Raw genomic sequence first — 25242 nt, forward strand, 5'->3', positions numbered from 1 at the left:
AAACGTTCAGCGTAGCAGACGCCGCCGTGGCTTCCACGGCAACCGCCCGCGCCAGTACTGGATCAGCACCAGGCCGCCGAGCATGCCGCCGAGATGGGCGAAGTGGGCCACGCCCGGCTCGATCCCGGTCACGCCCATGGTCAGTTCGGCGGCCGCATACAGGCTCACGAACAGCCACGCCGGCATCGGGATCGGCAGGAAGATCAGCATTACCTTCTCGTGCGGATACAGCATGCCGAACGCCAGCAACAGGCCGAAGATCGCGCCGGAAGCGCCCAGCGTGGGGCCGTACTGGGCTGGCGGGAAGAACCACAGCACCGCTAGCTGCAGCAGCGAGGCGACGATCGCGCAGACGAAGTAGTAGACGGTGAACTCGCGCGCGCCGAAGGTGCGTTCGATGGTGCCGCCGAACATGTACAGCGCCAGCATGTTGAACATGATGTGGGTGATGCTGCCATGCATGAACGCGCTGGTGACGATCTGCCACACCCCGAACAGGCCGCTGCCCAGCGGCCACAGTGCGAAATACTGCAGCAGGAGCGTGCCCGTCACCTGCTGCAGCAGGAACACGGCGATGTTGGCGATCAGCAGGTTGCGCGTGACCGGCGGCAGATCGAAAGGCATCGGGCGGTTTCCATAGGTGGCAGGCTCAAGCGTAAGGGCGGCAAGGCAACGCCGCCAGCGACGCCCCGTTCCGACCGCAGCCGCTGGCGATCGTTCACTCGTGGTGGCCCATGAAAAAGCCGCCTTGCGGCGGCCCCCGGAAAACCGGCGACGCCGGCCTCAGCCCTTGTCGGCCGCTGCCTGCGCCATCGCCTCCGGGCGTTTGGCGCCGGCGAAGCGCTTGGCCCAGTAAGCCTCGCTGAGGCTGGAGATCTCCACCGACTTGCCGGCGGACGGCGAGTGGATGAAGCGGCCGTTCGAGATGTAGATGCCCACGTGCGAAATGTTTCGCCTGCCGTGGGTGCGGAAGAACACCAGGTCGCCCGGCTGCATCTCGTCGCGCCTGACTTTGAGGCCGGCGAGGAACTGCGAGGCGGAGTTGTGCGGCAGCTGCACGCCGACCGCATGGGCGAACACGTAGCGCACGAAACCGCTGCAGTCGAAGCCCTTGGACGGATCGCGGCCGCCACGCACGTAACGGGTGTCGCGCAACTTCATCGCCACCTCGAGCAGCGCCTTGCGCAGCTCGGTGATGTCGTCGCTGCTGGCCGCGACGGCCGCCGCATCACCCGGGTCGCCCGGGTTGGCGGCCAGCGAGGCGGTGTCGGGAAGCACGGACTGCGCCAGCGCCGACGCCGGGCTGAACACCGGCAACTGCCCCAGCAGGGGCGAACCGGCACGGGCCATGAACGCCGTGTCGACGGCTGGATCGGTCTGGGTGGGAAGGTTCCGGGCCTGGAGCGGGCCGGACAGCAACAACACGGAGGCGAGCGCGGCGAAAACGGTCAGGTGCTTGATGGGCATGCCGGGAAAAATCCCTTGTTGTTCGCAGGATTGGCCGCCCAGCAGAAGCCGACGACGTGACAATGCAGTGAACTTAACAAGAAGAAGGCGTGCAGATGTTCGATTGAGGTTAACTGAACCCTGCCGTTTCAAAAAACGACACGCGCAGAAATTTCACGCAAGGTGCTGAATTTCCACGGTTTCACGCCTCGGATGGCGTTTCCGGCCAGTAATGCGAATCCGGATAGGGCCGGGCACCGAAGATGGCGGTGCCGATCCGCACCTCGGTCGCGCCCTCGGCGATGGCGAGCGGGAAATCGCCGCTCATGCCCATGGACAGCCTCGATACGGCATGCCCCCGTGTCGCCTCGCGGTCACGCAATTCGCGCAAGCGGCGGAAGCAGCCGCGCACTTCGGCCGGGTCGGTGGAATGGATCGCCAGGGTCATCAGGCCGCGCACGCGCAGGGTGTCGTAGCCGCGCAGGGCGTCCAGGAAGCCGGCCAGGTGCTCGGGCGGCAGCCCGTACTTGCTGGGCTCGGACGAGGTCTTCACCTGCACCAGCACGTCGATCGCGCGGCCCTCGTGCTGCAGCCGCCGGTCCAGCGCCTGGGCCAGTTCCAGTCGGTCCAGCGACTGCACCTCGCTGGCCAGCCGCGCCACCTCCTTCGCCTTGTTGGTCTGCAGGTGGCCGATCATCACCCAGGCTATGCCGCAATCCGCCAGCGGTGCGGACTTGTCGCGGATCTCCTGCACCTTGTTCTCGCCGAAGCGGCGCATGCCCAGCGCCACGGCGGCGCGGATCAGCTGCGGGCCGAAGGTCTTGCTGACCGGCAGGATGCCCACCCCGGCCGGGTCGCGCCCGGCCGCACGACAAGCCTCGTCCACCCGGCGGCGGACGTCGGTCCAGTTGGCGGCGAGACGGGCATGATCGGGCATCTCGGCATTCATCGCAGCGGCGGCCGGCGATGGGCCCTCAGGCCTTGCCTGCCTGCTCGAAATGGCGCGCCACCACCTCGGCCACCACCATGCTGACCTTCTTGCCGGTGGGGATGTGCAGGAACTCATTCGGGCCGTGCGCGTTGGAATGCGGGCCCAGCACACCGGTGATCAGGAACTGCGCCTTGGGGAATTTCTCGCCCAGCATGCCCATGAACGGGATGCTGCCGCCCTCGCCCATGTAGGCGGCCGGCGCGCCGAAGTGGTTCTGCGAGGCGTCGGCCACCGCCTGCTCCAGCCAGGGCGACAGCGCCGGCGCGTTCCAGCCGCTGCCATCCTTCTCCAGGGTGAAGCTGACCTTCGCGCCGTACGGCGGATCCTTTTCCAGCAGCTGCTTGACGAACTCGCCGGCCTTCGCGCCGTTAAGCGTGGGCGGCACGCGCAGGCTGAGCTTCACCGCGGTGAACGGGCGCAGCACGTTGCCGGCGCTCTCCAGTGGGGGGATGCCGCCGATGCCGGTCACCGCCAGTTGGGGGCGCCAGGTGCGGTTGAGCACCAGTTCGGCCAGGTCGTGGGTAACCGGCTGCATGCCCTCGACCCATGGGAACTTGCCGTAGACGTCGTCGCCGAGGACCTCGGCCGAGCGCCGGGCCTGCTCGACGCGCTGCGGCGGGATCTCGACGTACAGCTCCTTCGGCTTGATCGTGCCGGTTTCCGGATCCTCCAGCCGCGACAGCAGCTCGCGCAGGATGCGGAAGCTGGAGGGCACCACGCCGGAGGCGTCGCCCGAGTGCACGCCCTCCTCCAGCACCTGCACGCTGAGGTTGCCGCCGGTCATGCCGCGCAGCGAGGTAGTCAGCCACAGCTGGTCGTAGTTGCCGCAGCCGGAATCCAGGCACACCACCAGCGAGGGGTTGCCGATGCGCGCGGCCAGGTGGTCGACGTAGTACGGCAGGTCGTAGCTGCCGGATTCCTCGCAGGCCTCGATCATGATCACGCAACGGGCATGCGGCACGCCCTGTTCGCGCAGCGCCAGCAGCGCGGCCAGCGAACCGAAGATCGCGTAGCCGTCGTCGGCGCCGCCGCGGCCGTACAGCTTGTCGCCCTTGAGCACCGGCGTCCACGGACCCAGCCCGTCGGCCCAGCCGGTCATCTCCGGCTGCTTGTCGAGGTGGCCATACAGCACCACGGTGTCGTCGCCCTGGCCCGGCACCTCGATATAGATGAGCGGGGTGCGCCCTTCCAGCCGCACCACCTCCAGCGTGGCGCCCGGCAACTGACCCAGCTTGGAGCGCGCCCAGCTTTCCATCAGCTTCACCGCGGCGTCCATGTAGCCGTGCTCGGCCCACTTCGCGTCGAACATCGGCGACTTGTTGGGAATACGAATGTATTCAACCAGCTGCGGCACGATCTCGTCGTCCCACAAGCCGCCGACGAAACGCGAAAGGCGGGCGGTATCCATGGTGAAGCTCCATCAGGCAGACAAGACCGGCATTGTAACAGCGCGCCTCCACCGCACCGACACGCGATCGGAAGCCGCCCACAGGCGAAAGCGCCCACCACGCACGCCGGTCCTGCGGCGCCTCCCACTGTGCGGCCCTTCGCCACGCGCCATAGTGCGCCGGCGGCACCCGGATGCCGCCACCACCGCCCAAGGAGAAAGGCCATGTTCAACAAACTCGCCGCTGTCGCCCTTGCACTCGCCCTTGCCCTGCCGGGGCTGCTGCTGGCCGCCACGCCGGTCAACATCAACCAGGCCGATGCGGCCGCCATCGCCAAGTCGCTGGACGGCATCGGCCCGTCGAAAGCGGCGGCCATCGTGGCCTGGCGCGAGGCCCACGGCCCGTTCAAGAAGGCCGACGACCTCAAGCACGTCAAGGGCATCGGCAAGGCCACGATCGAGCGCAACCGGGCCGCCATCCTGCTCGCCGACGACGCTGCCACGGCCGCCACCGGAGCGGATGCGCCCGCCAAGACGGCGCGCAAGAGCAAACAGCGCGCCGTCGCGGAGGCGGCGGCCGGGGAATAACCGGCAGGGAACCGGGCGGCGCGGCCTGTGGCAGGCCGCGCCGCCTGCGCTACACTCGCGCGCCCCAACCCGACGCCGCCCTGCCATGATCCTGCCGCATTACCACATCGCCGCCTCCGCCATCCGCGGCGCCGGCAAGGGCCTGTTCCTCGACGAAACCGTGGCGGCGGGGCGCATCATCACCGCGCCGGACGACATCGGGCGGACCTACCGGCACGCCGACATCATGGCCTCGCCCGAGCTGCGCGCGCAGTTCCACGCCAGCGCGCGCTGGTTCGAGGACCGCTACACGCTGTCGCCCGACTGGCCGGACGAGTGCTACATCAACCACAGCTTCACGCCGAACGGGCTGTGGCACCTGGGTTTCGTATTCGCGCTGACCGAGCTGCCGCCCGGCAGCGAGATCACCGTGGACTACCGGCACCTGCTGCCGCCCGGCCAGGCCGAGGATTTTGTCGATTCGGTCACAGGTGAGACAATCACCGGCTTGTCCTGGCAAGAGAGCCTTGCCAGCAGTACCCGTGCCCTGGCCGAGCTGCTGGCTGTCGCCCATCGTTGAATGTGATGCCTGTTGAAATCCCCACCATCGAAACGGCGCGCCTGCGCCTGACTGCACTCACCGAGCGGCACTTCGACGACTACGCCGCGATGCTGGCCGACCGGGACAGCACGCGCTGGATCGGCGACGGCCAGCCGCTGGACCGCACCAACGCCTGGCGCTCGCTGGCGATGCTGCTGGGCCACTGGCAGCTGCGCGGCTGCGGCATGTGGGCGCTGGAGCTGAAGGGCAGCGGCGAGTTCATCGGCCGCGCCGGCCTGATGTACCCCGACGGCTGGCCCGACCTGGAAATGGGCTGGATGCTGAAGCCCGAGCACCGCCACCACGGCTACGCCACCGAGGCGGGCGAAGCCGTGCTGGAGTTCGCCTGGAACCACCTGCGCGCCCAGCGCGTGATCAGCCTGGTGCGGGTCGGCAACGAGGCCTCCGACCGGGTGGCCGAGCGGCTCGGCGGCGAACACATCGAGGACATGGACTTCTACGGCAGCCACAGCCACGTGTTCGCCTACTACCCGCCGCACCGCGGGCACCGCCGCGCCTACGGCTGAGTCGCGGGCAGCCGGGGCCGGCCGCGGGGCCGCTCACAACGGCTGCGGCATCCTGCCGGCGCGTCGGCCGGACGACAGCGAGCGCGCCACCTCGGCCAGCGCATACACCCGCGCCACGCGCACCCAGCCCAGCACCAGCACCACCAGCTGCGCCAGCAGCACGGCCAGCACGGTGCCGCTCACGCCGAGCGCCGGTGTGTGCACCCGGACGATGCCGAGCGCCAGGGCGACCGCATAGCCGACCAGGCTGATCAGCAGGTAGCTCAGCAGCGTGCTGAACGGCCGCCGCAGCAACTGCATGAAGCCGCGGCCAAGGGCCCGTGTGGCCGAGCGCAGGCCGCTGTTGGCGATGAACACGGCCCGGGCGGACTCCACGATCGCCTGCGCCAGCACGAACAGCAGCACGGCCAGTCCGGCCGCCGCGTGCACGGCGCGATCGGCCTGCGATTCCAGCACGGCACGGGCGCCGATCCGGTCCGCCGCGCCGAACACCACGCCGATCAGCGCCGCCATCGCCGCGTACGGCACGACCGACCACAGCATCAGGCGGAACATGCGGCCGTATTCGACGATGCCGCACTGGAGCAGGTGGCCGAAGCCCAGCACGCGCCCGGCACGCCCGCTGCCGACCAGCATGCCGTTGAGGAACGGCGACAGCAGCAGGGTCAGCAGCAGGCCCAGCAGGACCGCGCCCTTGAGCCAGCCGGTGCCGTCGCCCAGCGCCGACAGGCTGTCGCCGAACATCAGCGGGCTGAAGTGCCCGGCCCACGCCTGCGCGTGCACCGAATGGTCGAGCAGGCCGGCGAGCGAACGCCATAACGGCACGCCGACCACGGCGGTCGGCAACAGCAGCAGCAAGGTCCACAGCAGCAGCAGGCGCCACTGCATGGCGGCCAGCGGCGCGCGCGCGACCGCGGCGAAATCGACCCGGCGGGAAGCAAGTTTGCCCATCATCATCACAGCGACCCCACCAAGGCATAGAAGGCCTGCAGCAAGGCGGCGGCATCGGCGCTCCAGCGGCGCGAGGCGGCGCCGTCGGCCCTGCTGGTCAGGCTGTCGTCGAGCTTGTTCGCGTCGAGCAGGATCTTCTGCGCCGGATCGAGCTCGGCCGAGACCACCTTGGCCGGCCGGACGAACTCGAAACGGGCCCAGCGCCGGGCATCGCTCCAGCGCACGTCCTCATGGCTGCCGTCGGCGAACGTCACCCTCAGCAGCTGCGGCACCGGCGCGCCGTCGCGGCGCACGGTGACGGTGCTGCGCCACGGGAACGGGCCGCTGCCCGGCTTCGCCCCCGGATGCGCCTGCGCCCAGTCCTTGCGCTGCCTATCGATCTGCCTGTCGAGGGCGTCGGCGTCGAGCTCGCTGCGCTTGCCGTCCTTCATCGCGCTGCCGGGCTGCGGCAACACCTCGACCGCGTCGATGCTGGCGACCCGGTCGTCGATTTGCGCGGTGCCGTAGACGTACTGGTCGAAGATCGCATCGACCGCCTGCGGGTTGCCGGAGACCTCGGCCAGGGTGGCGCGCAGATCGGCTACCGAAGGATGGCGGAAGCGCCAGCGCCGGTAGTACTCGTGCATCGCGCGCTCCAGCGCGGGCTTGCCCAAGCGTTCCTCCAGGTCGTGCATGGCGGTGGCGGTGCGTGAATACACCTTGCCGTAGCTGCTGCTGGACAAGCGATCCCAGGCGTTCGCGCCCAGCGGGTCGGGCGGCTGGCGCAGGCCGGCGGTCAGGCGCTCGGCGACGAAGGGCGGGATCGCGGGCGCGATGCCGAGGCGTTTCATCCAGCCGCTTGCCGCCACGATGTCCTGGCCGCGCCCGCGCAGCATGCGCTGGTCCCAGTACTCGTTCATGCCCTCGTCGAGGATCGGCTCCTCGAACTCGTTCGAGGCCAGAATGCCGTAGAAGTAGCCGTGGCCGAACTCATGGATGGTGACGAAGTCGAGCATGTACTGGGTGAGCGTGCCCGGCTCGACCCTGGCATAGCCCTCGGTGGTGAAGAACGTGGGGTACTCCATGCCGCCAGCTTCCGCGGCGTTGTACGGCGGCACCACTGCCGTCACCGTCTTGTACGGATAGGCGCCCAGCGTCTTCGAGAAGAACGCCAGCGAGTCGATCGCGGCCTGGAGCACCGGCCTGGCGCTGGCGGCGTACTCCTCCGGGTAGAGCACCCGCACGTCGACCCTCGGGCTGCCCGGCCCCTGCCAGCTGCCGTCCAGCGTCTTGTAGCCCTTCGCAGCCACCCAGGCGAAATCGTGCACGTCGCCCTGCACGAAGTGGTACGTGCTGTTGCCGTTCGCCGTCTCCGGCGGTCCCTGCAGCTTGCCCACCGCGCCCACGGTGTAGTCGCCAGGCACGGTGAGGCGCACGTCGTACAGGCCGAAGTCGGCGTAGAACTCGCTGTTGAAGTGGAACTCGTGCACGTTCCAGCGCGGCGCGGTGGCGCCGCGTTCACCGGCCAGCTCCAGCACGCCGATCTTGGGGAACCACTGCGCCACCAGGTTGAAGTCGCCCCACCAGCCGGTGCGCTCGACCACCCGCGGCAGCTGGCTGAGGAAGTCGATGTCCAGCGTCAGCGTGCCACCGGCCGGCACCGGCTCGGCCAGGTCGATCTGCGCCACGGTCTGGTCGGTGGCCGGGCCGTGGTCGGGCTGCACGAAGCGCCATTTCAGCGCGGCGTCGCCCTGCTTCACCTGCTGCAGCTCGATCCAGCCCCATTCGCCCTTCTTCAGCACCGCCGCACCGCGCGAACGGCCGTGCGCGGTGAGCACCTCGCGCTCGGTGAACCAGGTGCTGCCCTCGTTCTGGAACGCGTTGAGGTACAGGTGCACGTAGATGCGGTCGACCGGGCGATCGCTGCGGTTGCGCCAGGTCATGCGCTCCCTGCCGGTCACCGCGTGCTTCGCCGCGTCCAGCTCGGCGTCGATGCGGTAGCTCGCCACGCGATCGGACAGGGTCGGCTCGCTGCCGCTGCGCCCGCCGCCCCAGGCATTTGCGGCACTGGGTACGGCGACGGCGGCGGCATCGGCGGCCGCGAACGGAATCGCGGGCAACGCCGTGCCGGTCGGCGCCGGCGTCGATGCGGCCGGCGGTGTCACGGTCGATGCTGCCTGCTGCGCTGGCGCCAGCCAGGGCCAGGCCATGGCCAGCACACACAGATATCCCCACTTGCGCACGACCTGCCGCATGACGGTCACCCCCTGGACAACCCCATCAGACTGCTCCCAAGTCCCACCATCGGCATAGGCCATTGGTCATGCCGGCGACGGCGCCGCACGGCTCAGTAGACATCGCGCCGGTACCGCCCCTGCTCGCGCAGTTGCCCGACCCGCGCGTCGCCCAGCACGTCACGCAACACCGCCTCGACGCCCGGCGCCAAGCCGGCGAGGCTGCCGCAGACATAAATCGCCGCGCCGGCGTCGACCCAGCGCAGCAGCTCGCCGGCTGCCTCGCGCAGCCGCTGCTGCACGTGGACGCGCTCGGCCTGGTCGCGCGACCAGGCAAAGTCGGCGCGCTCGATCCAGCCGTCCGCGGCCCAGCGCTCGATCTCCTCGCGATAGAGAAAGTCATGGGCCGCATGCCGCTCGCCGAACAGCAGCCAGTTGCGCCGACGGCCTGCCGCCATGCGCGCCTTCAGCAGCGCGCGCAAGGCCGCCAGCCCGGTGCCGTTGCCGATCAGGAGCAGCGGCCGCGCATCCTCCGGCACATGGAAATTGACGTTGCGGCGCACGCGCAGGGCGATCTCGGCACCGACCGGCGCATGCACGGTGAGCCAGCCGGAACCGAGGCCGAGGTAACCGCCGCGGCCGCGCATCTGGCGCACCAGCAGGTGGACCGCGCCATCGGCCGGCAGCGAGGCAATCGAATATTCACGATGCGGCAGCAATTGCAGCATGGCCGCCACGGCCGCCTCGTCCAGGCCATCGACCTCGCCCGCCTCGGGCAGGCGGCAGCGCGCCAGCAGCTCGGCCAACGGCAGCCGCTCGCGGCCGAACGTCACCGTCGCGCCGCCGTCCAGTCCCTGCAGCGACAGCCAGTCCGCCACCTTGCCGGGCGCATGGCGGGGACCGACCTCGACCAGATCGCCGGCCTGCCAATCCGCGCTGCCATGCAGCGGCTGCAGCGCCAGGTGGAAACAGGGTTCGCCCACGCTGCCGGGATTGAGCAGGCGCCGCTCGGTCAGTCGCCAGCGCTGATACCTCGGCGCTTGCCAATCCGGCAGGTCGGCGGCACCGGACAGCATCGCCAGGCGATGCTGCCAGTGGCGCAAGGCGGCTTCGTCCTCGCTGTCGACCTCCACCGGGTCGAACAGCGGCTGCGCACCACTGGCCTGCAGCCAGCACTGCAGCTGGCGGCCGAAGCCGCAGAAATCCTCGTAATCGCTGTCGCCCAGTGCAAGCAGGCCATAGCGCAAACCGGCCAGCTGCGCCGGCCGCCTCATCGCCAGACGGCCGAAGGCCTGCGCCATATCCGGCGGCTCGCCATCGCCGGTGGTGCTGACCACGAACAGCACGCGCACCGTGCGGCGCAGTTCGTCGACGGTCAACACGTCGATGCCGTCCAGCCGTACCGGCATGCCGGCCAGTTGCAGGCTCTGCAGGGTCTGTCGCGCCAGTTGCTCGGCAAAGCTGGTCTGGCTGGCATAGACCACGCGCACGTCCGTTCCGGCCGCCACGGTGGTTGCGGCATCGGCAACGGCGACCGTGGCGGTGGCAGCGTGGCCGACCGCGGCATCCTGCACGCGCATCGGCTTGCGCGGTGACGGCAGCCGCCGCTGACGCACCCAGTCGACCAGGCTCGGCACCGAACTGATCCAGTGCCATGGATGCAGTTGTCGCATCCGGAATGGGGAGTACGACAACCACGCGGCTGCCGGCGATGTCGATTGCGGCTCCATCGGTTTCCGTGTTTCGCCCCCCGCAGCGCCGCAACCATGGCGGCCGGCGAGGGTTTGGCGGCGGTCATGCGCGACACCGGCAGGCAGGCCGCGCGAACCGCTCCATTTAATCGCAAACAAGAATCAATCTCAACAATTAACCGCCCCCGCCGCCATCCCGGGGCACCGGCCATGCCTGGCGGGTTCCGCTGCATCCGGCGGGCTTCAGCGGTCGTCGCGGGTCCAGATCGCGCCGTCTTGCTCATGCACCGGGAAGCTGGCGATCGGCTCGTACGCCGGCGGTTTCGTCACCGCGCCGGTGCGCAGGTCGAAGCGCGCGCCGTGGCGCGGGCATTCCACCTCGAAGCCGAACACCTCGCCGCCGGCCAGGTCGCCGCCGTCGTGGGTGCAGATGTCCTCGACCGCGTACAGCGCGCCATCGATGTTGTACACGGCGATCGGGGTGTCGCCGTCCCACACCACCTTGTATTCGCCCGGCAGGAAGTCGCTGCGGGTGCCGACCCGGACCCAGCCGTTCATGCGGCGGCCCCGTCGAAATCCTTGCGCAGCACCTCGAAGCGCAGGTCGTCGCGGCGCGGGATGCCGAAACGCTCGTCGCCGTAGGGGAACGGCTGGTATTCGCCGGTGCGCCGGTAGCCGCGGCGGCCATACCAGGCGATCAGTTCCTCGCGCTGCACGATCACCGTCATGCGCATCCCGCGGCAATGCCACTCCTCGCGCGCGATCCGCTCCGCCTCGGCCAGCACCTGCTTACCGAGGCCGCCGCCCTGCCCGGCCGGGTCGACCGCGAACATGCCGAAGTAGCCGTTGTCACCCTGGCGTTCGATGTGACAGCTGGCGACCAGCCGGCCGTCGCGTTCGGCCAAGAGGATGCGGCTGCCGGGCCGCTCGATCAGCGCGCGCACATCGGCCGCATCGGTACGCTGGCCGTCCAGCAGGTGCGACTCGGTGGTCCAGCCGCGCAGGCCGGATTCGCCGCGGTACGCGGATTCGACCAGGACCACGATGGCATCGACGTCGGCAGGGGTCGCCGCGCGGAAAACGGGAAGGGTCTGTGCGCTCATCGTCGCGATGATAGTGCGCCGCCCGGCGAGCCCACCATGACCTGGAACAGGCAGCCGGGCGTGACCTTCGACACTGGGCAGTTCCCCGCCCTGCTGCCTAGCCTGCGAGCTTCGCAATATGTTGCGACACCCGCCACGACCGGACGCCCGCGTCCCCCGACCCGAAGGAAACCACCCATGAAGCACCGTTGCATCAAGCCGCTGGCATTCGCCCTGGCGATGACGCTGGGCGGCAGCGCGCTGGCCGCCTCCACCGCCTCCACCACCGCATTCGACGTGGGCGAGCTGGACGGTTCGATCAAGGCCTGCACCGACTTCAACGGCTTCGTCAACGCGAAGTGGGTGGCCGCCAACCCGATCCCCGCCGACCGCACGCGCTGGGGTTCGTTCGATGCGCTGCGCGAGGACAGCCTCAACGTGCAGCACACCATCGTCGAGAAGGCCGCGCACGATGCGGCTGCCGCCAGGCCGGGCTCGATCGAGCAGAAGATCGGCTACCTGTACGCCTCCGGCATGGACCAGGCGGCCATCGACCAGGCCGGCTTCGACCCGATCAAGCCGCAACTGGCGCGCATCGCCGGGCTGAACAGCAGCGCCGACGTGGTCGGCTACATCCGCGACAGCTACGCCCGCGGCGAGCCGGTGCTGTTCCGCTTCTTCGGCAACGCCGACTTCAAGGACTCCAACCGGCAGATCGCCTACGCCGGCCAGGGCGGCCTCGGCCTGCCCACTGTCGACTACTACAGCAAACCCGACTACGCGAAGATCCGCACCGCCTACGCCGCGCACATCGCGAAGCTGCTCGAGCTGGCCGGCGTCGGCGCCGCCGATGCGCAGCAGCAGGCCAAGTCGGTGCTGGCGTTCGAAACCCGCCTCGCCGCCGTGTCGCTGCCCCCGGTGGAAATGCGCAACCCGAACAACCGCTACCACTACGTCAGCATCGCCGAGGCCGACAAGGTGACGCCGGGCTTCGACTGGGCCGCGTTCTTCAAGGCGCAGGGCGCCGACGTGAAAGACGGCTTCTCGCTGTCGCAGCCGAAGTTCTTCGCCGAGGCGCAGAAGATGTTGGGCGACGTGCCGATGGCGCAATGGCAGGCCTACCTGCGCTACCACGCGATCGCCAACGCGGCGCCGTACCTGTCCACGCCGTTCCAGCAGGAAGACTTCGCGTTCAACGCGCAGACCCTGAACGGCCAGAAGGAAATGAAGCCGCGCTGGAAGCGCGTGCTCGACGCCACCAACGACGGCATGGGCATGGCGCTGGGCCAGCTGTACGTGGCCGACAACTTCTCGCCGACCTCGAAGCAGCGCGCCGAGGAACTGGTCGCCAACCTCAGCGCGGCTTTCCGCACGCGCATCGAGCAGCTCGAATGGATGAGCGACGAGACCAAGCAGAAGGCGCTGCAGAAATGGGCCACCTTCGTGCCGAAGATCGGCTACCCCGACAGGTGGCGCGACTGGTCCGGCCTTGTGCTGACCCCGGGCAACTACTTCGGCAACGTGCAGGCGGCGAACAAGTTCAACTACGACTACGCCATCGCCAAGATCGGCAAGCCGGTCGACCGCGCCGAGTGGGGCATGACCCCGCAGACGGTGAACGCCTACTACAGCGCGCAGAAGAACGAGATCGTGTTCCCGGCCGCGATCCTGCAGCCGCCGTTCTTCGACGCCAGGGCCGACGATGCGATCAACTACGGCGGCATCGGCGCGGTGATCGGCCACGAGATGGGCCACGGCTACGACGACCAGGGCAGCAAGTTCGACGCCCAGGGCAACAACGTCAACTGGTGGACCGAGGCCGACCGCACCGCGTTCGAGACGCGCACCGCGAAGCTCGGCGCGCAGTTCGACGGCTACGAGGCGCTGCCGGGCAAGCACGTCAACGGCCAGCTCACCATGGGCGAGAACATCGGCGACCTGGGCGGCCTCAACGCGGCGTACACCGCGCTGCAGATGGCGCTGTCGAAGAACCCGGCCGAGGCGAAGCGCAAGATCGACGGCTACACCCAGGACCAGCGCTTCTTCCTCAACTGGGCCCGCGTGTGGCGCGGCAACATCCGCCCGGAGGCGCAGCTGACCCTGCTCAACACCGACCCGCACGCGCCGGCGCGGTTCCGCGCGATCGGCGCGCCGTCGAACATGCCCGAGTTCGCCCGGGCGTTCCGCTGCAAGGCGGGCGACGCGATGGTGCGCGATGGCGCGAAGCAGGTGAAGATCTGGTAATCAGGCGCACCTGAATCCGCCCGGAAGCCGCGGCCGCGAGGCCGCGGTTTTTTTGTCGGGACGGCCTCAGGCCTGGAGCGATGCCCGGCCGGCCTCGTAGACCTTCAGGTGGGCGTAGACCACCGCCAGCAGCGAACGCCCGTCGAGCGGCTGCCCGGCACGCGCCAGCATGTCGCCGATCACGTGGTCGGCCTCGATCGGGTAGCCGTGCCGCAGGTCGCGCAGCATCGAGGCGGTCAGCGTGGAGCCGGCCTCGGTCAGCACGCTGCGGGCGCGCTGCAGGGTCTGCTCGCTCGGCGCATGGCCGGAGCGCTCCGCCACCGCACGGCAATCCTCCAGCAGGTCCAGTGCTGCCGCGGTGCCACCCGGCGCAGCCACGATCTCGCCGATCGAGCCGCGCATCAGGCAGGTGATCCCGGCCAGCGAGGCGAGGAAGATCCACTTGTCCCACATGTCCTGCAGGACCGTGCCGCTCGGGCGCGCGTCGAAACCCGCGCCGGAAAGGGCTTCGGTGATCCGCCGCATGCGTGCCGACGCGCTGCCGTCGCGCTCGCCGAAAGTGAGGCTGTGCGACTGGTTGAGATGCCGCACGGCGCCCTGCCCGTCCAGCGTGGCGGCGATCACGCACTGCCCGCCCAGCACGTGCGATGCGCCGAAGCGCGCGTCCAGCAAGTCGAGCTGGCGCATGCCGTTGAGCAGCGGCAGGATCGTGGTATCCGGCCCCACCGCCGGCGCGATGTCGGCCATCGCCTGCTCCAGGCTGTACGCCTTGCAGCTCAGCAGGATCAGCTCGTACGGCGCGCGCAGCCCGCTCGCCAGCACGGTGGGCGGCGAAGGCAGGTCGGCGTCACCGGTGGCGCTGCGGATCAGCAAGCCATGCTGCGCCAGTTGCGCCGCACGCTTTTCGCGCACCAGGAATGTCACGTCGCGCCCGTGCTGCAACAGGCGGCCGCCGAAATAGCCGCCGGTGGCGCCGGCGCCAACGATCAGAATGCGCATATCAATTTCCCGTCGGTGCGGCATCCGCCGCCATCAACATGCTTGCGACCTGGGCGTCCTTCTCGCGCCACAGCGTGTTCACCCACGACTTGACGCGTCCGCGAAACGCCGCGTCCTCGTCGTAATTGCCCAGCAATCCGGCCTCGATCGCCCGCTCGCGCACGTGCACGCGGATATCGCGCACGCGGCCGGCGATGAGATCCGCCATCGTGCAGCGGCCTTCGGGGTAGACGATGGTGACGTCGAGGATCGCGTGCAGCGCGTCGCCCATCGCGTCGAGCACGAAGGCCAGGCCGCCGGCCTTCGGCCGCAGCAGGTGACGGTAAGGCGAAGATTGCGCGGCATGCTTGGCCGGCGTGAAGCGGGTGCCTTCGACGAAATTCATCACCGACACCGGCATGTGGCGGAATTTCTCGCAGGCGCGGCGGGTGGCTTCCTTGTCCTTGCCCTGCAGTTCCGGGTGCTTCAGCAGGGTTTCTCGCGAGTAGCGCTTCATGAAGGGGAAATCCAGCGCCCACCAGGCCTGCCCCAGCAACGGCACCCAGATCAGTTGCTGCTTGAGGAAGAAGCGCAGGAACGGGATGCGCCGGTTGAACACCCTCTGCAGCACCGGAATGTCGACCCAGCTCTGGTGGTTGCACAGCACCAGGTAGTTGCCGTCGCGACGCAGGCCCGCCAGCCCCTCGACCCGCCAGCGGATGCGGGTGAACAGGTCGAACAGGAAGCCGTTGACCCCGATCCAGCTCTCCGCGATGCGCACCAGCACGCGCGAGCAGGCCTGCCGGATCGCCGGCACCGGCACGACCAGCTTGACCAGTGTGAAGGCGAACAGCGGCAACACGTGCAGCACGATGTTGCCGGCGAGCAGCAGCAACGCCAGCGGAATGCGGATCAGGCCGGGAAGCTTGGCGAGCATGGGGTCGGTCGTGACGGAGGGAACGGGAAGCATAATGCCGGCGGCGGCGGCAAGGCCATGCGACCTTCCGCCGCCTCACAGCAGCAGCTTGCGCACCTTGAGCAGGGCCACGATGAACGCATCGATCTCCTCGCGGGTGTTGTAGAACGCCAGCGAGACGCGCAGCGTGGCGGGCACGCCGTAGAACTGCATCAGCGGATGCGCGCAATGGTGGCCGGAGCGCACGGCGACGCCCTGCAGGTCGAGCAGCGTGGCCAGGTCGGTGGCCTGGGCGCCTTCCAGCAGGAACGAGATCACCGGCTCCTTCTGTGCCGCTTCGCCGATGATGCGCAGGCCGGGAATCCCGTGCAGGCGCTCGGTGGCGTAGTGCAGCAGCTGCTGCTCCCACGCATGGATCGCCTCGAAGCCCACCGACTCGTAGTAGTCGACCGCCGCCGACAGCCCGACGAAACCGGCGATGTTCGGCGTGCCGGCCTCGAACTTGTGCGGCGGGGCGGCAAAGGTGGTGCCGCTGAAGCGCACCTCGCGGATCATCTCGCCGCCGCCGAAGAACGGCGGCATCGCCTCCAGGTGCTCACGCTTCGCCCACAGCACGCCGGTGCCGGTGGGGCCGAGCATCTTGTGCCCGGTGACCGCGTAGAAATCGCAGCCCAGCACCTGCACGTCGACCGGCCGGTGCGGCGCCGCCTGCGAGCCGTCCACCAGCAGCGCGATGCCGCGCTTCCTGCACTCGCGCGCGATCTCGCGCACCGGGTTGACCGTGCCCAGCACGTTGGAGACGTGGGTGACGCAGGCCAGCTTCACCTCCGGCGTCAGCATCTCGAGATACTTCTCCACGATCAGCTCGCCGCGCTCGTCGATCGGCGCCGCCTTCACCGTGGCGCCGCTGCGCGCGGCGACCAGCTGCCACGGCACGATGTTGGCGTGGTGCTCCATCACCGTGGTGAGGATGCTGTCGCCGGGTTTCAGCTGCGGCAGCGCGTAGCTGTAGGCGACCAGGTTGATCGACTGGGTGGTGCCGGTGGTGAGGATCACCTCGTTGCGCGACGGTGCGTTGATGAAGCGCGCCAGCTTGTCGCGCGCGCCCTCGTAGGCGGCGGTGGCCTCCTCGCCCAGCTGGTGCACCGCCCGCGCCACGTTCGCGTTGTGTTCGCGATAGTGGTTGTCCACCGCGGCGATCACCGATTCGGGCTTCTGGCTGGTGTTGGCGTTGTCGAGATACACCAGCGGCTTGCCGTGCACGGAGCGCGCCAGCAACGGGAAGTCCGCGCGGATGCGCCGGACGTCGAAGACGGTGGGCGTGCTGGCTTGCGATGCGGTCATCTTCGGCGTTTCCGTAAGTGGTTTCCTCCCCTGCCTGCCGGGGAGGAGAGAATCACGCGGGCAACTGGGAGATCAGCAGGCCCGACAGGTGCTCGCGCAGCGCTGCGTTCGGCAGGTCGTCCAGCATCGCGCGGCAGAACGCGGCGGTCAGCAGCGCGCGCGCCTCGCCCAGCGGGATGCCGCGCGAACGCAGGTAGAACAGCGAACGTTCGTCGAGCTGGCCCACGGTGGCGCCGTGCGCGGCCTTCACCTCGTCGGCGTAGATCTCCAGTTCCGGCTTGGTGTCGATCTCCGCGCCCGACGACAGCAGCAGGTTCTTGTTGCTCAGGTTGGCATCGCTGCCGTCGGCACCGGGCGCCACCACGATCGCGCCGCGGAACACGCCGCGCGCACGGTCGCCGGCCACGCCGCGCCAGTGCGAGCTGGAGGTGGTGTCCAGCGCCTGGTGGCGGATCGCCAGCTGGGTGTCGATGTGCTGGCGGCCGTGCGGCATGAACACCCCCCGGGTATGGAACTGCGCGCCGTCGCCGACCAGCTCCGCCCGCAGGTCGTGGCGCACCAGCGCGCCGCCGAGTTCCAGCACGTGCAGCGTCGCTTGCGCCCGCGCGTGCAAGCGCAGGCCGCTGCGGCGGATCAGGTTGGCGCCGGCGGCGGCATCCTGCAGTACCACGTGCCGCAGGCAGGCGTTGTCGCGCAGTTCGATGTCGCTGACCAGGGTGGCCAGCTGGGCCTGTTCGCCCAGGCCCGCATGCTGCTCGATCAGGTCCAGTTCGGCACCCTCGCCCAGCTCGATCACGTTGCGCACGTGCCAGGCCGTCTCGGCGTCGGCGGCCGTGCCCACGAAGACGAGCTGCACCGGTGCAGCGCTCCTCGTGTGGGCGGCGACCCGCAGCACCACGCCGTCGACGGCGCGGGCGGCGTTGATCTGCGCGAACGCGTCGCCGGCCTCGCGGCCGTGTCCGACCAGGGCCGCCCGCGACAGCGCGAAACGCAGCGGCTCCGCGTCGCCGCGCAGCGCCTGCGACAGCGGCTGCAGCGAAACCCCCGCGGGCAGCGCGTCGAGCGCCGACAGGTCGGCGCGGAACGCGCCGTTGACGAAGACCAGCCGCGGCCCGTCCACGCCGGGCAAGGCGAATGCCGCGGCATCGACCTCGCGGGTGGCCGCCGCCGCATCGCCGTCGGCGAAGCGGCGCTGGGCAAGCCCGCGCAATGCGGTGTACTTCCACGCCTCGATCCGCGTGTCGGGCAGCCCGCTGGCGGCGAACGCGGCGCGATGCTCGCGCCGTGCCGCATCCAGCCAGGCGGGACCGCCGGCCGGCAGCGGCGCGTCCAGCAGCGATTCGGCCAACGGCAGCGGTGCCGGCTGGTTCATGCCACGGCTCCCGCCGGGTGGCTCTGGCCGATCCCGGCGTAGCCATGCTGCTCCAGCTTCAGCGCCAGCGACTTGTCGCCGCTCTCGACGATGCGGCCGCCGGCCAGCACGTGCACGAAATCCGGCACCACGTAATCGAGCAGGCGCTGGTAGTGGGTGATCATCAGGAACGCGCGGTCCGGCGAGCGCAGCGTGTTGACGCCCTGCGCCACCTGCTTCAGCGCGTCGATGTCCAGGCCCGAGTCGGTCTCGTCGAGGATCGCCAGCCGCGGCTCCAGCACCGCCATCTGGAAGATCTCGTTGCGCTTCTTCTCGCCGCCGGAGAAGCCCTCGTTGACCGCGCGGTGCAGCAGCTCGTCGGAGATCTGCATCACCTTCAGCTTCTCGCGCACCAGCTTGAGGAACTGCATGGAGTCCAGCTCCTTCTCGCCGCGCTGCTTGCGCTGCGCGTTCAGTGCCGCGCGCAGGAAGTAGGTGTTGTTGACGCCCGGGATCTCCACCGGGTACTGGAACGCCAGGAACACGCCGGCCGCGGCGCGCGCCTCCGGCGAAAGCTGCAGCAGGTCGATGCCGCCGTAGGTCACCGTGCCGGCGGTCACCTCGTAGCCCTCGCGGCCGGACAGCACGTTGCCCAGGGTGGACTTGCCGGCGCCGTTCGGCCCCATGATCGCGTGCACTTCGCCCGCGTTCACGGTGAGGCTGAGCCCCTTGAGGATTTCCTTGCCCTCGACGCGGGCGTGCAGGTTTTCGATTTTCAGCATGATTTCAACTCGACACATTCCGTAGGAGCGCATCTTGTGCGCGATGGGGTTGCCGGCGAGGTCGATCGCGCACAGGGTGCGCTCCTACACATCAGCCGACGGCGCCTTCCAGCGACACCTCAAGCAGCTTCTTCGCCTCCACCGCGAACTCCATCGGCAGCTCGCGGAACACCTGCTTGCAGAAGCCGTCGACGATCATCGACACGGCGTCTTCCTCGCCGATGCCGCGGCTGCGGCAATAGAACATCTGCTCGTCGGAGATCTTCGAGGTGGTGGCCTCGTGCTCGACGATCGCGGTGGGGTTCTTCACTTCCATGTACGGGAAGGTGTGCGCACCGCACTTCTTGCCGATCAGCAACGAATCGCACTGGGTGTAGTTGCGCGCGCCCTCGGCGCCCTTCTCCATCTTCACCAGGCCGCGGTAGCTGTTCGAGCTGCGCCCGGCGCTGATGCCCTTGGAGACGATCTTCGACTTGGTGTGCTTGCCGAGGTGGATCATCTTGGTGCCGGTATCGGCCTGCTGGAAGTGATGGGTCAGCGCCACCGAGTAGAACTCGCCCACCGAACGGTCGCCGCGCAGCACCACGCTGGGGTACTTCCAGGTGATCGCCGAGCCGGTTTCCACCTGGGTCCAGCTGATCTTGGAATCGTCGCCGCGGCAGTCGCCGCGCTTGGTGACGAAGTTGTAGATGCCGCCCACGCCGTTCTCGTCGCCGGGGTACCAGTTCTGCACCGTGGAGTACTTGATCTGCGCGCCCTCGAGCGCCACCAGCTCGACCACCGCCGCATGCAGCTGGTTCTCGTCGCGCTTCGGCGCGGTGCAGCCCTCGAGGTAGGAGACGTGGGCGCCTTCCTCGGCCACGATCAGGGTGCGCTCGAACTGGCCGGTGTTCTGCGCGTTGATGCGGAAGTAGGTGGACAGTTCCATCGGGCAGCGCACGCCTTTCGGGATGAACACGAAGCTGCCGTCGGAGAACACCGCCGAGTTCAGCGCGGCGAAGAAGTTGTCGCCGGTGGGCACCACGCTGCCCAGGTATTTCTGCACCAGCTCGGGATACTCGCGGATCGCCTCGCTCATCGAGCAGAACAGCACGCCGGCGTCGGCCAGCTGCTTGCGGAAGGTGGTGCCCACCGAGACCGAGTCGAATACCGCATCCACCGCCACGCCGGCCAGCGCGGCGCGCTCGTGCAGCGGCACGCCCAGCTTCTCGTAGGTCTCCAGCAAGGCCGGATCGACCTCGTCCAGCGACTTCGGCTTCGCCTTCGGCGCAGCGTAGTAGCTGATCGCCTGGTAGTCGATCGGGTCGATGTTGAGCTTGGCCCAGTCGGGCTTGGGCATGGTCAGCCAGTGGCGATAGGCGCCGAGCCGCCACTCGGTCATCCATTCCGGCTCGTGCTTGATCGCGGACAGCGCGCGGATGGTGTCCTCGTCCAGGCCCGGCGGCAGGCCGGTCATCTCGATCTCGGTGATGAAGCCGGCGCTGTAGCTGCGGCCCAGCGCTTCGGCCACGCCGGCGTTGTCGCGCAACGCGGTGGCGGTGCTGCCTTCGTTGATCATGGTGTCGTTCATTCGGTGGTGATCCGTGCGGCCTTCGCCGGCATCGCGATCTGGCTCACGGGCACGGCGGCAATCCGTCGCGACGGCCGCGGTTGCGGCTTGAGCATGTCGGCCAGGCTGACCGCGCGCAGCGCGTTGTCCAGCACGTTGTTGATCAGCTGCCAGCTGCCGCGCACGCCGCACTGCGATTCGCGGTCGCACTGGCCCTCGGCCACGCCGCACTCGGTCATGCCGATCGGGCCCTCCAGCGCCTCGACGATCTCGGCCAGCGAAATCTCGCCGGCCGGCCGGGCCAGCCGGTAGCCGCCGTTGACGCCGCGGAACGATTCGACCAGGCCGGCGTGGCCCAGTGCCTTCAGCAGCTTGCTTACGGTGGGCAGCTCCAGCCGCGACTCGTCGGCGATCTGTACCGCGCTGAGCACCTCGCTGGGGTGCGCAGCGATGCAGGTCATCACCACGGTGGCGTAATCGGTCAGTCGGCTGACGCGGAGCATGGGGGAGGCTCGGGCTGGCGTATTTGAATCGGTACCAAAATGGTACTGATTTGCCGCCGCGCGGTCAATGCCGCCATGCGCCATCGCCTCGCCAGCGCGCCGGCGGCTCGCTAAGCTGGCGCGGTTCCGCCATCGATGGTTGCCATGATTTCCACGCCCGACCGCGCTACCGCCCGCCTCGCCTGGACCCGCCGCGCGCTTGACGACGCCGCGTTGACGCTGGAGCCCGCCTCGGCCGACGCCAGCTTCCGCAGCTACTGGCGCACCCGCCACCAGGGCCACGGCTGGATCGTGATGGATTCGCCGCCGGCGCAGGAGGATCCGCGGCCGTGGCTGGAAATCGGCGCCCGCCTGTCCGCCGCCGGGCTGCACGTGCCGGCGGTGCGCGCGCAAGAACTCGAGCAGGGCTTCCTGCTGATCGAGGACCTCGGCTCACGGCTGTACCTGCCCGCGCTGAACGACCGCACGGTGGACACGCTGTACGGCGATGCGATGGACGCGCTGCTGCGCATGCAGCGCGACGTCGACGTGACCGGCATGCAGCCCTACGACCACGCCTTCCTGCAGCGCGAGCTGGAGATCATGCCGGAGTGGTTCCTCGGGCGGCACCTGGGCTGCACGCCCGCGTGCGGGGAGTGGGACGTGCTGGAGTCGGCATTCACCGTGCTGCTGAAGAACGCGCTGGAGCAGCCGCGCCGCTTCGTGCACCGCGACTACCACAGCCGCAACCTGCTGATCACCGCAGCCAACAGCCCCGGCATCATCGATTTCCAGGGCGCCCTGGTCGGCCCGGTCACCTACGACCTCGCCTCGCTGCTGCGCGACTGCTACATCGCCTGGGATCGCACGCGGGTCGACGCCTGGGCGGAAGCCTACCGCCTGCGCCTGTGCGAGGCGGGGCTCGTCGATGCCGCGGTCGACCGCGAACGCTTCCTGCGCTGGTTCGACCTGACCGGCCTGCAGCGGCACATCAAGGTGCTCGGCATCTTCTGCCGGCTGTACTACCGCGACGGCAAATCCGGCTATCTCGACGACCTGCCGCGTGTGTACGGGTACGTGCTCGACGTGGCGGGGCGCTACCCCGAGCTGGCCGATTTCGCGGCGTTGCTCCGGCGCCGTGCCGGCGGGCGCGACCTGCGCTTGCCGGTGGCCGCATGAGACACGCGCTGATCTTCGCCGCCGGCCTGGGCGAACGCATGCGCCCGCTGACCGACCGCACGCCGAAGCCGCTGCTGCCGGTGGGGGGCAAGCCGCTGATCGCGTGGCACCTGGAAAAGCTGGCCGCGGCCGGCGTGCACTACGTGGTGATCAACACCTCGCACCTCGCCGAACAGTTTCCCGACGCGCTGGGCGACGGCTCGCGCTGGGGCCTGCGCATCCGCTACGCCTACGAGGGGCCGCTGCCGCTGGAAACCGGCGGCGGCATGCTCAACGCGCTGCCGCTGCTGGGAGCGGAGCCGTTCCTGGTGGTCAGCGGCGACGTGTGGAGCGACGCCGACTATGCCGCCCTGCCCGCCGAGCCGGCCGGCCTGGCGCACCTGCTGATGGTGGACAACCCCGCACACCATCCCGGCGGCGATTTCCAGTTGGATGCTCAGGGATCGCTGCACGCCGACGGTGCGGCGCGGCTCACCTACAGCGGCATCGGCGTGTTCCGCCGTGAGCTGCTGGACGGCTGGCGCGAAACCGTGGGCGACGCGGCGGGCGTCGATGCGAAACCGCCACGTTTCAAGCTGCGACCACTGCTGGAAGCGGCGATGGCACGCTGCGCGCTGGCCGGCTCGCTGCATCGCGGCCACTGGACCGACGTGGGCACGCCTGCGCGGCTGGCGCAGCTGGATACCGAGCTTTCCGGCTGAGCCACGGCACCCGTCGCCCGCCCTTCGGCATGTGTCAAGGGAATCTGGCTGGCTTCCAGCCGATGCAGGTCGAATTCGCGCACCGGCATGTAGCGTTCATCGAAAGCCACGTCGCCCGGTCGCCAGCCCGCGCGCCGGCGGAACGCGCCCCAGAAGCGGCGCAGCACGTACAACTGCTGGCCCACGAGGCCGTGGCGGTTGTCCGCATCCACCATCGGGTCGCCCACGCCGGTGGGGCGCAACGGCTCGACGAACAGCGCGGTGCCGAACAGGATGTCCCAGACCGGGAAGATGAAAGCGAAGTTGCAGTGATGCAGGCCGGGACGGTCCGGGTCCACCCGCATGTGGTGCAGCCGGTGGTAGTGCGGGTCGACCAGCAACTTGTCCAGCACCGGCCCGAAGCGCAGCCGCAGGTTGGCGTGGTCGAGGTTCTGCAGCAGCTCGCCGCTGAGCACCAGCAGCACGTAGTCAGTGGGCGACACGCCGACCAGCAGCGCGACGGCGGCCACGATCAGCGCCTCCAGCAAGTCATCGAGGTAGTGGTCGCGGTCGTTCGACCAGCAGCCCAGCTGGCGCTGGCTGTGATGCAGGCTGTGCAGCGCCCACCACCACGGGATCGTGTGCTGCAGGCGGTGGATGGCGTAGTACACCAGGTCGTAGAACGCGTAATAGACCAGGAACAGCAGCACCGGGTGCCACCCCAACCATGGCAGCAGACCCTGCAGGCTGAGCACGCCGCCCGTGTTGTCGCCCGCGCCGCCGATCGGCCGCGCCAGCGGCGGCAGCGCCAGATAGGTGAACAGCGGAAGCACACCGAACAGCTTGAGCAGGGTGTAGGCGCGATCGACCGCGGTGGCGCGGCGGTCGGCCCAGCGCTCCGCCGGCCACAAGCCTTCCAGCGGCCTGAACACGCCGGCGATGATCGTCACCTGCATCGCGGTGAGCAGGAAGTACTGCGCGATCTCGTGCGGCGGGTCGGCGACCAGTCGGGAAAGATGCAGGGCGGCGAGAACCGGCTCGACCACGCGCAACGCCAGCCAGTTCACCACCGCCGACCAGAGAGCGAGAATGGCGTGCATGGTCGGGGAAGGAGACTGCCGGACCGATTATAGGACTCCGGCTGCGGCGTGGCCGTCGCAAGCTTTCGCGATGACGGCATGGCGCCCCCTGAAAAACGAACGGCCCGGTGGAGACCGGGCCGTTTCGTTTCGTGGGCTACCCCTCTGCCCTGTGGGCATCTCCCCTGCGAGCAGGGGAGAGAACAGCGGAATCACCCGCTTTGCGGGCGATGTTACTCATGGGCGCCGCGCCAGCTCCGGGTTGTCGCGGGTGACCGGCATCAGGTCCTTCTTCGACACGCCCAGCCACAGCAGGATCGGGCTGGCCACGAAGATCGAGGACAACGTGCCGACCACGATGCCGATCAGCATGGTGATGGCGAAGCCGTGCACCGCGGTGCCGCCGAAGAAGTACAGCGCGCCCATGGTGATGCCGGTGAACAGCGAGGTGATGATGGTCCGCGACAGGGTGTTGTTGATCGAGCGGTTGAGGATCTCCTCCGGCTCGGCCTTGCGCGCCAGCCGGAACAGCTCGCGGATGCGGTCGAACACCACCACCTTGTCGTTGATCGAATAGCCGATCACCGCCAGCACCGAAGCCAGCACCGTCATGTCGAACTCGCGCTGCACCAGCGCGAGGATGCCCAGCGTCACCAAAGTGTCGTGCACCTCGGTGATCACCGCGGCGATCGCGAAGCGGCGCTCGAAGCGAACCCACAGGTAGGCCATGATGCCGAGGATCACGAACACCGCGGCCACCGTGCCGTCGCTGCGCAATTCCTGGCCCACCTGGGCGCTGACGTAGTCGCGGCTCTTCAGCCGCGCATCCGGGCGGGACACATGCAGCACCTTGATCACGTCGGTGGCGATGCGATCGAGGTTGAACTTGCCGGCGGCGTCGACGGCACCCGGGTCGTCCTTCGGCTGCAGGCGGATCGACACCTCACGGGTACCGCCCAGGCTCTGCACCATCGCGTTGTGGATGCCGCCCTTGTCGAGCGCATCACGTACCCCGGAGATCTCCACCGACTGGTCGTAGTCGACCACCATCGACACGCCGCCGGTGAAATCCAGCCCGTAGTTGAGGCCCTTGAACGCGATCAGCCCGACCGAGGCGACCATCAGGAAAATGGCGATGGCAATGGTGTACTTGCGCATCCCCAGGAAGTGGATGTTGCTGTCGTGATTGAAGATTTCCATGG

The 25242-nt window shown here is 69.0% G+C and carries 23 protein-coding genes and 1 pseudogene; 6 read left to right on the top strand and 18 right to left on the bottom strand.

Features of this window, described 5'->3' with window-relative positions:
* Window positions 1-6: 6 nt before the first annotated feature.
* From RHOFW104R8_RS10365 to RHOFW104R8_RS10380, 4 genes are all read right to left on the bottom strand, one after another.
* On the bottom strand, window positions 7-624 hold the full coding sequence (locus RHOFW104R8_RS10365; RefSeq protein ID WP_068090765.1) for a rhomboid family intramembrane serine protease: 618 nt from the start codon (window positions 622-624) through the stop codon (window positions 7-9).
* A 159-nt stretch (window positions 625-783) separates the two neighbouring features.
* Window positions 784-1467, bottom strand: coding sequence for a C40 family peptidase (locus tag RHOFW104R8_RS10370; RefSeq protein WP_068090767.1), 684 nt, complete (start codon window positions 1465-1467; stop codon window positions 784-786).
* A 181-nt stretch (window positions 1468-1648) separates the two neighbouring features.
* Window positions 1649-2383, bottom strand: a complete 735-nt coding sequence (locus tag RHOFW104R8_RS10375; RefSeq protein WP_068090826.1) for a YggS family pyridoxal phosphate-dependent enzyme — start codon at window positions 2381-2383, stop codon at window positions 1649-1651.
* Window positions 2384-2420: 37 nt separating this feature from the next.
* Window positions 2421-3845 carry a M20 family metallopeptidase gene (locus RHOFW104R8_RS10380; protein ID WP_068090769.1) on the bottom strand — a complete coding sequence of 475 codons (1425 nt, stop codon included), beginning with the start codon at window positions 3843-3845 and terminating at the stop codon, window positions 2421-2423.
* Window positions 3846-4049: 204 nt separating this feature from the next.
* Between RHOFW104R8_RS10380 and RHOFW104R8_RS10385 the strand changes: the two genes are divergently transcribed.
* From RHOFW104R8_RS10385 to RHOFW104R8_RS10395, 3 genes are all read left to right on the top strand, one after another.
* Window positions 4050-4412 carry a helix-hairpin-helix domain-containing protein gene (locus RHOFW104R8_RS10385; protein ID WP_068090773.1) on the top strand — a complete coding sequence of 121 codons (363 nt, stop codon included), beginning with the start codon at window positions 4050-4052 and terminating at the stop codon, window positions 4410-4412.
* Window positions 4413-4497: 85 nt separating this feature from the next.
* The gene (locus RHOFW104R8_RS10390) at window positions 4498-4971 is read left to right on the top strand and encodes an SET domain-containing protein-lysine N-methyltransferase (protein ID WP_068090774.1); all 474 of its coding nucleotides are present in this window, start codon (window positions 4498-4500) and stop codon (window positions 4969-4971) included.
* Window positions 4972-4976: 5 nt separating this feature from the next.
* Window positions 4977-5519, top strand: a complete 543-nt coding sequence (locus RHOFW104R8_RS10395; protein WP_068090775.1) for a GNAT family N-acetyltransferase — start codon at window positions 4977-4979, stop codon at window positions 5517-5519.
* 33 nt (window positions 5520-5552) lie between these two features.
* On the opposite strand, the gene RHOFW104R8_RS10400 is transcribed toward RHOFW104R8_RS10395, so the two are convergent.
* From RHOFW104R8_RS10400 to RHOFW104R8_RS10420, 5 genes are all read right to left on the bottom strand, one after another.
* The gene (locus RHOFW104R8_RS10400; protein ID WP_343123774.1) at window positions 5553-6476 is read right to left on the bottom strand and encodes a hypothetical protein; all 924 of its coding nucleotides are present in this window, start codon (window positions 6474-6476) and stop codon (window positions 5553-5555) included.
* A complete protein-coding gene (locus tag RHOFW104R8_RS10405) occupies window positions 6476-8659 on the bottom strand; it encodes a M1 family metallopeptidase (protein ID WP_235604400.1) in 2184 nt (727 codons plus the stop codon). Before RHOFW104R8_RS10405 ends, RHOFW104R8_RS10400 begins: the two co-directional genes overlap by 1 nt.
* Window positions 8660-8796: 137 nt before the next feature.
* Entirely contained in the window at window positions 8797-10356 is a 1560-nt protein-coding gene (locus RHOFW104R8_RS10410; protein WP_407071438.1) for a flavodoxin domain-containing protein, read from the bottom strand.
* A 261-nt stretch (window positions 10357-10617) separates the two neighbouring features.
* Complete coding sequence (locus RHOFW104R8_RS10415; RefSeq protein ID WP_068090777.1) at window positions 10618-10932, bottom strand: non-heme iron oxygenase ferredoxin subunit; 315 nt, start codon at window positions 10930-10932, stop codon at window positions 10618-10620.
* Window positions 10929-11477 carry a GNAT family N-acetyltransferase gene (locus tag RHOFW104R8_RS10420; RefSeq protein WP_068090779.1) on the bottom strand — a complete coding sequence of 183 codons (549 nt, stop codon included), beginning with the start codon at window positions 11475-11477 and terminating at the stop codon, window positions 10929-10931. Before RHOFW104R8_RS10420 ends, RHOFW104R8_RS10415 begins: the two co-directional genes overlap by 4 nt.
* A 177-nt stretch (window positions 11478-11654) precedes the next feature.
* On the opposite strand from RHOFW104R8_RS10420, the gene RHOFW104R8_RS10425 reads away from it, so the two are divergent.
* Window positions 11655-13700 carry a M13 family metallopeptidase gene (locus RHOFW104R8_RS10425; RefSeq protein WP_082823589.1) on the top strand — a complete coding sequence of 682 codons (2046 nt, stop codon included), beginning with the start codon at window positions 11655-11657 and terminating at the stop codon, window positions 13698-13700.
* Window positions 13701-13766: 66 nt separating this feature from the next.
* On the opposite strand, the gene panE is transcribed toward RHOFW104R8_RS10425, so the two are convergent.
* The 7 genes from panE to RHOFW104R8_RS10460 form a co-directional block, all read right to left on the bottom strand.
* Entirely contained in the window at window positions 13767-14699 is a 933-nt protein-coding gene (gene panE, locus RHOFW104R8_RS10430) for a 2-dehydropantoate 2-reductase (protein ID WP_068090781.1), read from the bottom strand.
* Between the two features lies 1 nt (window position 14700).
* The gene (locus RHOFW104R8_RS10435; RefSeq protein WP_068090783.1) at window positions 14701-15615 is read right to left on the bottom strand and encodes an acyltransferase; all 915 of its coding nucleotides are present in this window, start codon (window positions 15613-15615) and stop codon (window positions 14701-14703) included.
* A gap of 75 nt (window positions 15616-15690) precedes the next feature.
* The gene (locus tag RHOFW104R8_RS10440; RefSeq protein ID WP_068090784.1) at window positions 15691-16938 is read right to left on the bottom strand and encodes a cysteine desulfurase; all 1248 of its coding nucleotides are present in this window, start codon (window positions 16936-16938) and stop codon (window positions 15691-15693) included.
* Between the two features lie 52 nt (window positions 16939-16990).
* Window positions 16991-18310, bottom strand: a complete 1320-nt coding sequence (sufD, locus tag RHOFW104R8_RS10445) for a Fe-S cluster assembly protein SufD (RefSeq protein ID WP_068090785.1) — start codon at window positions 18308-18310, stop codon at window positions 16991-16993.
* Window positions 18307-19071 (bottom strand): Fe-S cluster assembly ATPase SufC, encoded by a 765-nt coding sequence (gene sufC / locus RHOFW104R8_RS10450; protein WP_068090787.1) that lies wholly within the window; start codon window positions 19069-19071, stop codon window positions 18307-18309. The genes sufD and sufC overlap by 4 nt, the downstream gene beginning before the upstream one ends.
* A gap of 91 nt (window positions 19072-19162) precedes the next feature.
* Complete coding sequence (gene sufB, locus RHOFW104R8_RS10455; RefSeq protein ID WP_162840149.1) at window positions 19163-20629, bottom strand: Fe-S cluster assembly protein SufB; 1467 nt, start codon at window positions 20627-20629, stop codon at window positions 19163-19165.
* A gap of 8 nt (window positions 20630-20637) precedes the next feature.
* The gene (locus RHOFW104R8_RS10460) at window positions 20638-21123 is read right to left on the bottom strand and encodes an SUF system Fe-S cluster assembly regulator (RefSeq protein WP_068090791.1); all 486 of its coding nucleotides are present in this window, start codon (window positions 21121-21123) and stop codon (window positions 20638-20640) included.
* 144 nt (window positions 21124-21267) lie between these two features.
* Between RHOFW104R8_RS10460 and RHOFW104R8_RS10465 the strand changes: the two genes are divergently transcribed.
* Both RHOFW104R8_RS10465 and murU read left to right on the top strand, forming a co-directional pair.
* Window positions 21268-22281: an aminoglycoside phosphotransferase family protein gene (locus RHOFW104R8_RS10465; RefSeq protein WP_068090793.1), complete on the top strand. Its 1014-nt coding sequence runs from the start codon at window positions 21268-21270 to the stop codon at window positions 22279-22281.
* Window positions 22278-22982, top strand: coding sequence for an N-acetylmuramate alpha-1-phosphate uridylyltransferase MurU (gene murU / locus RHOFW104R8_RS10470; protein ID WP_068090795.1), 705 nt, complete (start codon window positions 22278-22280; stop codon window positions 22980-22982). Before RHOFW104R8_RS10465 ends, murU begins: the two co-directional genes overlap by 4 nt.
* A 272-nt stretch (window positions 22983-23254) precedes the next feature.
* Here murU and RHOFW104R8_RS17815 read toward each other — a convergent pair.
* Window positions 23255-24061 (bottom strand): annotated as a pseudogene (locus tag RHOFW104R8_RS17815) (sterol desaturase family protein); the annotation flags it as partial.
* A 216-nt stretch (window positions 24062-24277) separates the two neighbouring features.
* Window positions 24278-25240 carry a protein translocase subunit SecF gene (gene secF, locus RHOFW104R8_RS10480; RefSeq protein WP_068090797.1) on the bottom strand — a complete coding sequence of 321 codons (963 nt, stop codon included), beginning with the start codon at window positions 25238-25240 and terminating at the stop codon, window positions 24278-24280.
* Window positions 25241-25242 lie beyond the last annotated feature (2 nt).

Source organism: Rhodanobacter sp. FW104-R8 (genome assembly GCF_001617365.1).
Lineage (GTDB): Bacteria > Pseudomonadota > Gammaproteobacteria > Xanthomonadales > Rhodanobacteraceae > Rhodanobacter.

Excerpts from the sequence above, each read along its gene's own strand:
- murU (WP_068090795.1), top strand. The coding sequence starts at position 22,278 with ATGAGACACGCGCTGATCTTCGCCGCCGGCCTGGGCGAACGCATGCGC.
- secF (WP_068090797.1), bottom strand. The coding sequence starts at position 25,240 with ATGGAAATCTTCAATCACGACAGCAACATCCACTTCCTGGGGATGCGC.
- RHOFW104R8_RS10385 (WP_068090773.1), top strand. The coding sequence starts at position 4,050 with ATGTTCAACAAACTCGCCGCTGTCGCCCTTGCACTCGCCCTTGCCCTG.
- RHOFW104R8_RS10395 (WP_068090775.1), top strand. The coding sequence starts at position 4,977 with ATGCCTGTTGAAATCCCCACCATCGAAACGGCGCGCCTGCGCCTGACT.
- sufC (WP_068090787.1), bottom strand. The coding sequence starts at position 19,071 with ATGCTGAAAATCGAAAACCTGCACGCCCGCGTCGAGGGCAAGGAAATC.
- RHOFW104R8_RS10465 (WP_068090793.1), top strand. The coding sequence starts at position 21,268 with ATGATTTCCACGCCCGACCGCGCTACCGCCCGCCTCGCCTGGACCCGC.
- RHOFW104R8_RS10435 (WP_068090783.1), bottom strand. The coding sequence starts at position 15,615 with ATGCTCGCCAAGCTTCCCGGCCTGATCCGCATTCCGCTGGCGTTGCTG.
- RHOFW104R8_RS10390 (WP_068090774.1), top strand. The coding sequence starts at position 4,498 with ATGATCCTGCCGCATTACCACATCGCCGCCTCCGCCATCCGCGGCGCC.
- RHOFW104R8_RS10370 (WP_068090767.1), bottom strand. The coding sequence starts at position 1,467 with ATGCCCATCAAGCACCTGACCGTTTTCGCCGCGCTCGCCTCCGTGTTG.
- RHOFW104R8_RS10460 (WP_068090791.1), bottom strand. The coding sequence starts at position 21,123 with ATGCTCCGCGTCAGCCGACTGACCGATTACGCCACCGTGGTGATGACC.
- RHOFW104R8_RS10400 (WP_343123774.1), bottom strand. The coding sequence starts at position 6,476 with ATGATGATGGGCAAACTTGCTTCCCGCCGGGTCGATTTCGCCGCGGTC.
- panE (WP_068090781.1), bottom strand. The coding sequence starts at position 14,699 with ATGCGCATTCTGATCGTTGGCGCCGGCGCCACCGGCGGCTATTTCGGC.
- RHOFW104R8_RS10415 (WP_068090777.1), bottom strand. The coding sequence starts at position 10,932 with ATGAACGGCTGGGTCCGGGTCGGCACCCGCAGCGACTTCCTGCCGGGC.
- RHOFW104R8_RS10405 (WP_235604400.1), bottom strand. The coding sequence starts at position 8,659 with ATGGCCTGGCCCTGGCTGGCGCCAGCGCAGCAGGCAGCATCGACCGTG.
- RHOFW104R8_RS10410 (WP_407071438.1), bottom strand. The coding sequence starts at position 10,356 with ATGCGACAACTGCATCCATGGCACTGGATCAGTTCGGTGCCGAGCCTG.
- RHOFW104R8_RS10380 (WP_068090769.1), bottom strand. The coding sequence starts at position 3,845 with ATGGATACCGCCCGCCTTTCGCGTTTCGTCGGCGGCTTGTGGGACGAC.
- RHOFW104R8_RS10425 (WP_082823589.1), top strand. The coding sequence starts at position 11,655 with ATGAAGCACCGTTGCATCAAGCCGCTGGCATTCGCCCTGGCGATGACG.
- RHOFW104R8_RS10440 (WP_068090784.1), bottom strand. The coding sequence starts at position 16,938 with ATGACCGCATCGCAAGCCAGCACGCCCACCGTCTTCGACGTCCGGCGC.
- RHOFW104R8_RS10365 (WP_068090765.1), bottom strand. The coding sequence starts at position 624 with ATGCCTTTCGATCTGCCGCCGGTCACGCGCAACCTGCTGATCGCCAAC.
- RHOFW104R8_RS10420 (WP_068090779.1), bottom strand. The coding sequence starts at position 11,477 with ATGAGCGCACAGACCCTTCCCGTTTTCCGCGCGGCGACCCCTGCCGAC.
- RHOFW104R8_RS10375 (WP_068090826.1), bottom strand. The coding sequence starts at position 2,383 with ATGCCCGATCATGCCCGTCTCGCCGCCAACTGGACCGACGTCCGCCGC.
- sufB (WP_162840149.1), bottom strand. The coding sequence starts at position 20,629 with ATGATCAACGAAGGCAGCACCGCCACCGCGTTGCGCGACAACGCCGGC.
- sufD (WP_068090785.1), bottom strand. The coding sequence starts at position 18,310 with ATGAACCAGCCGGCACCGCTGCCGTTGGCCGAATCGCTGCTGGACGCG.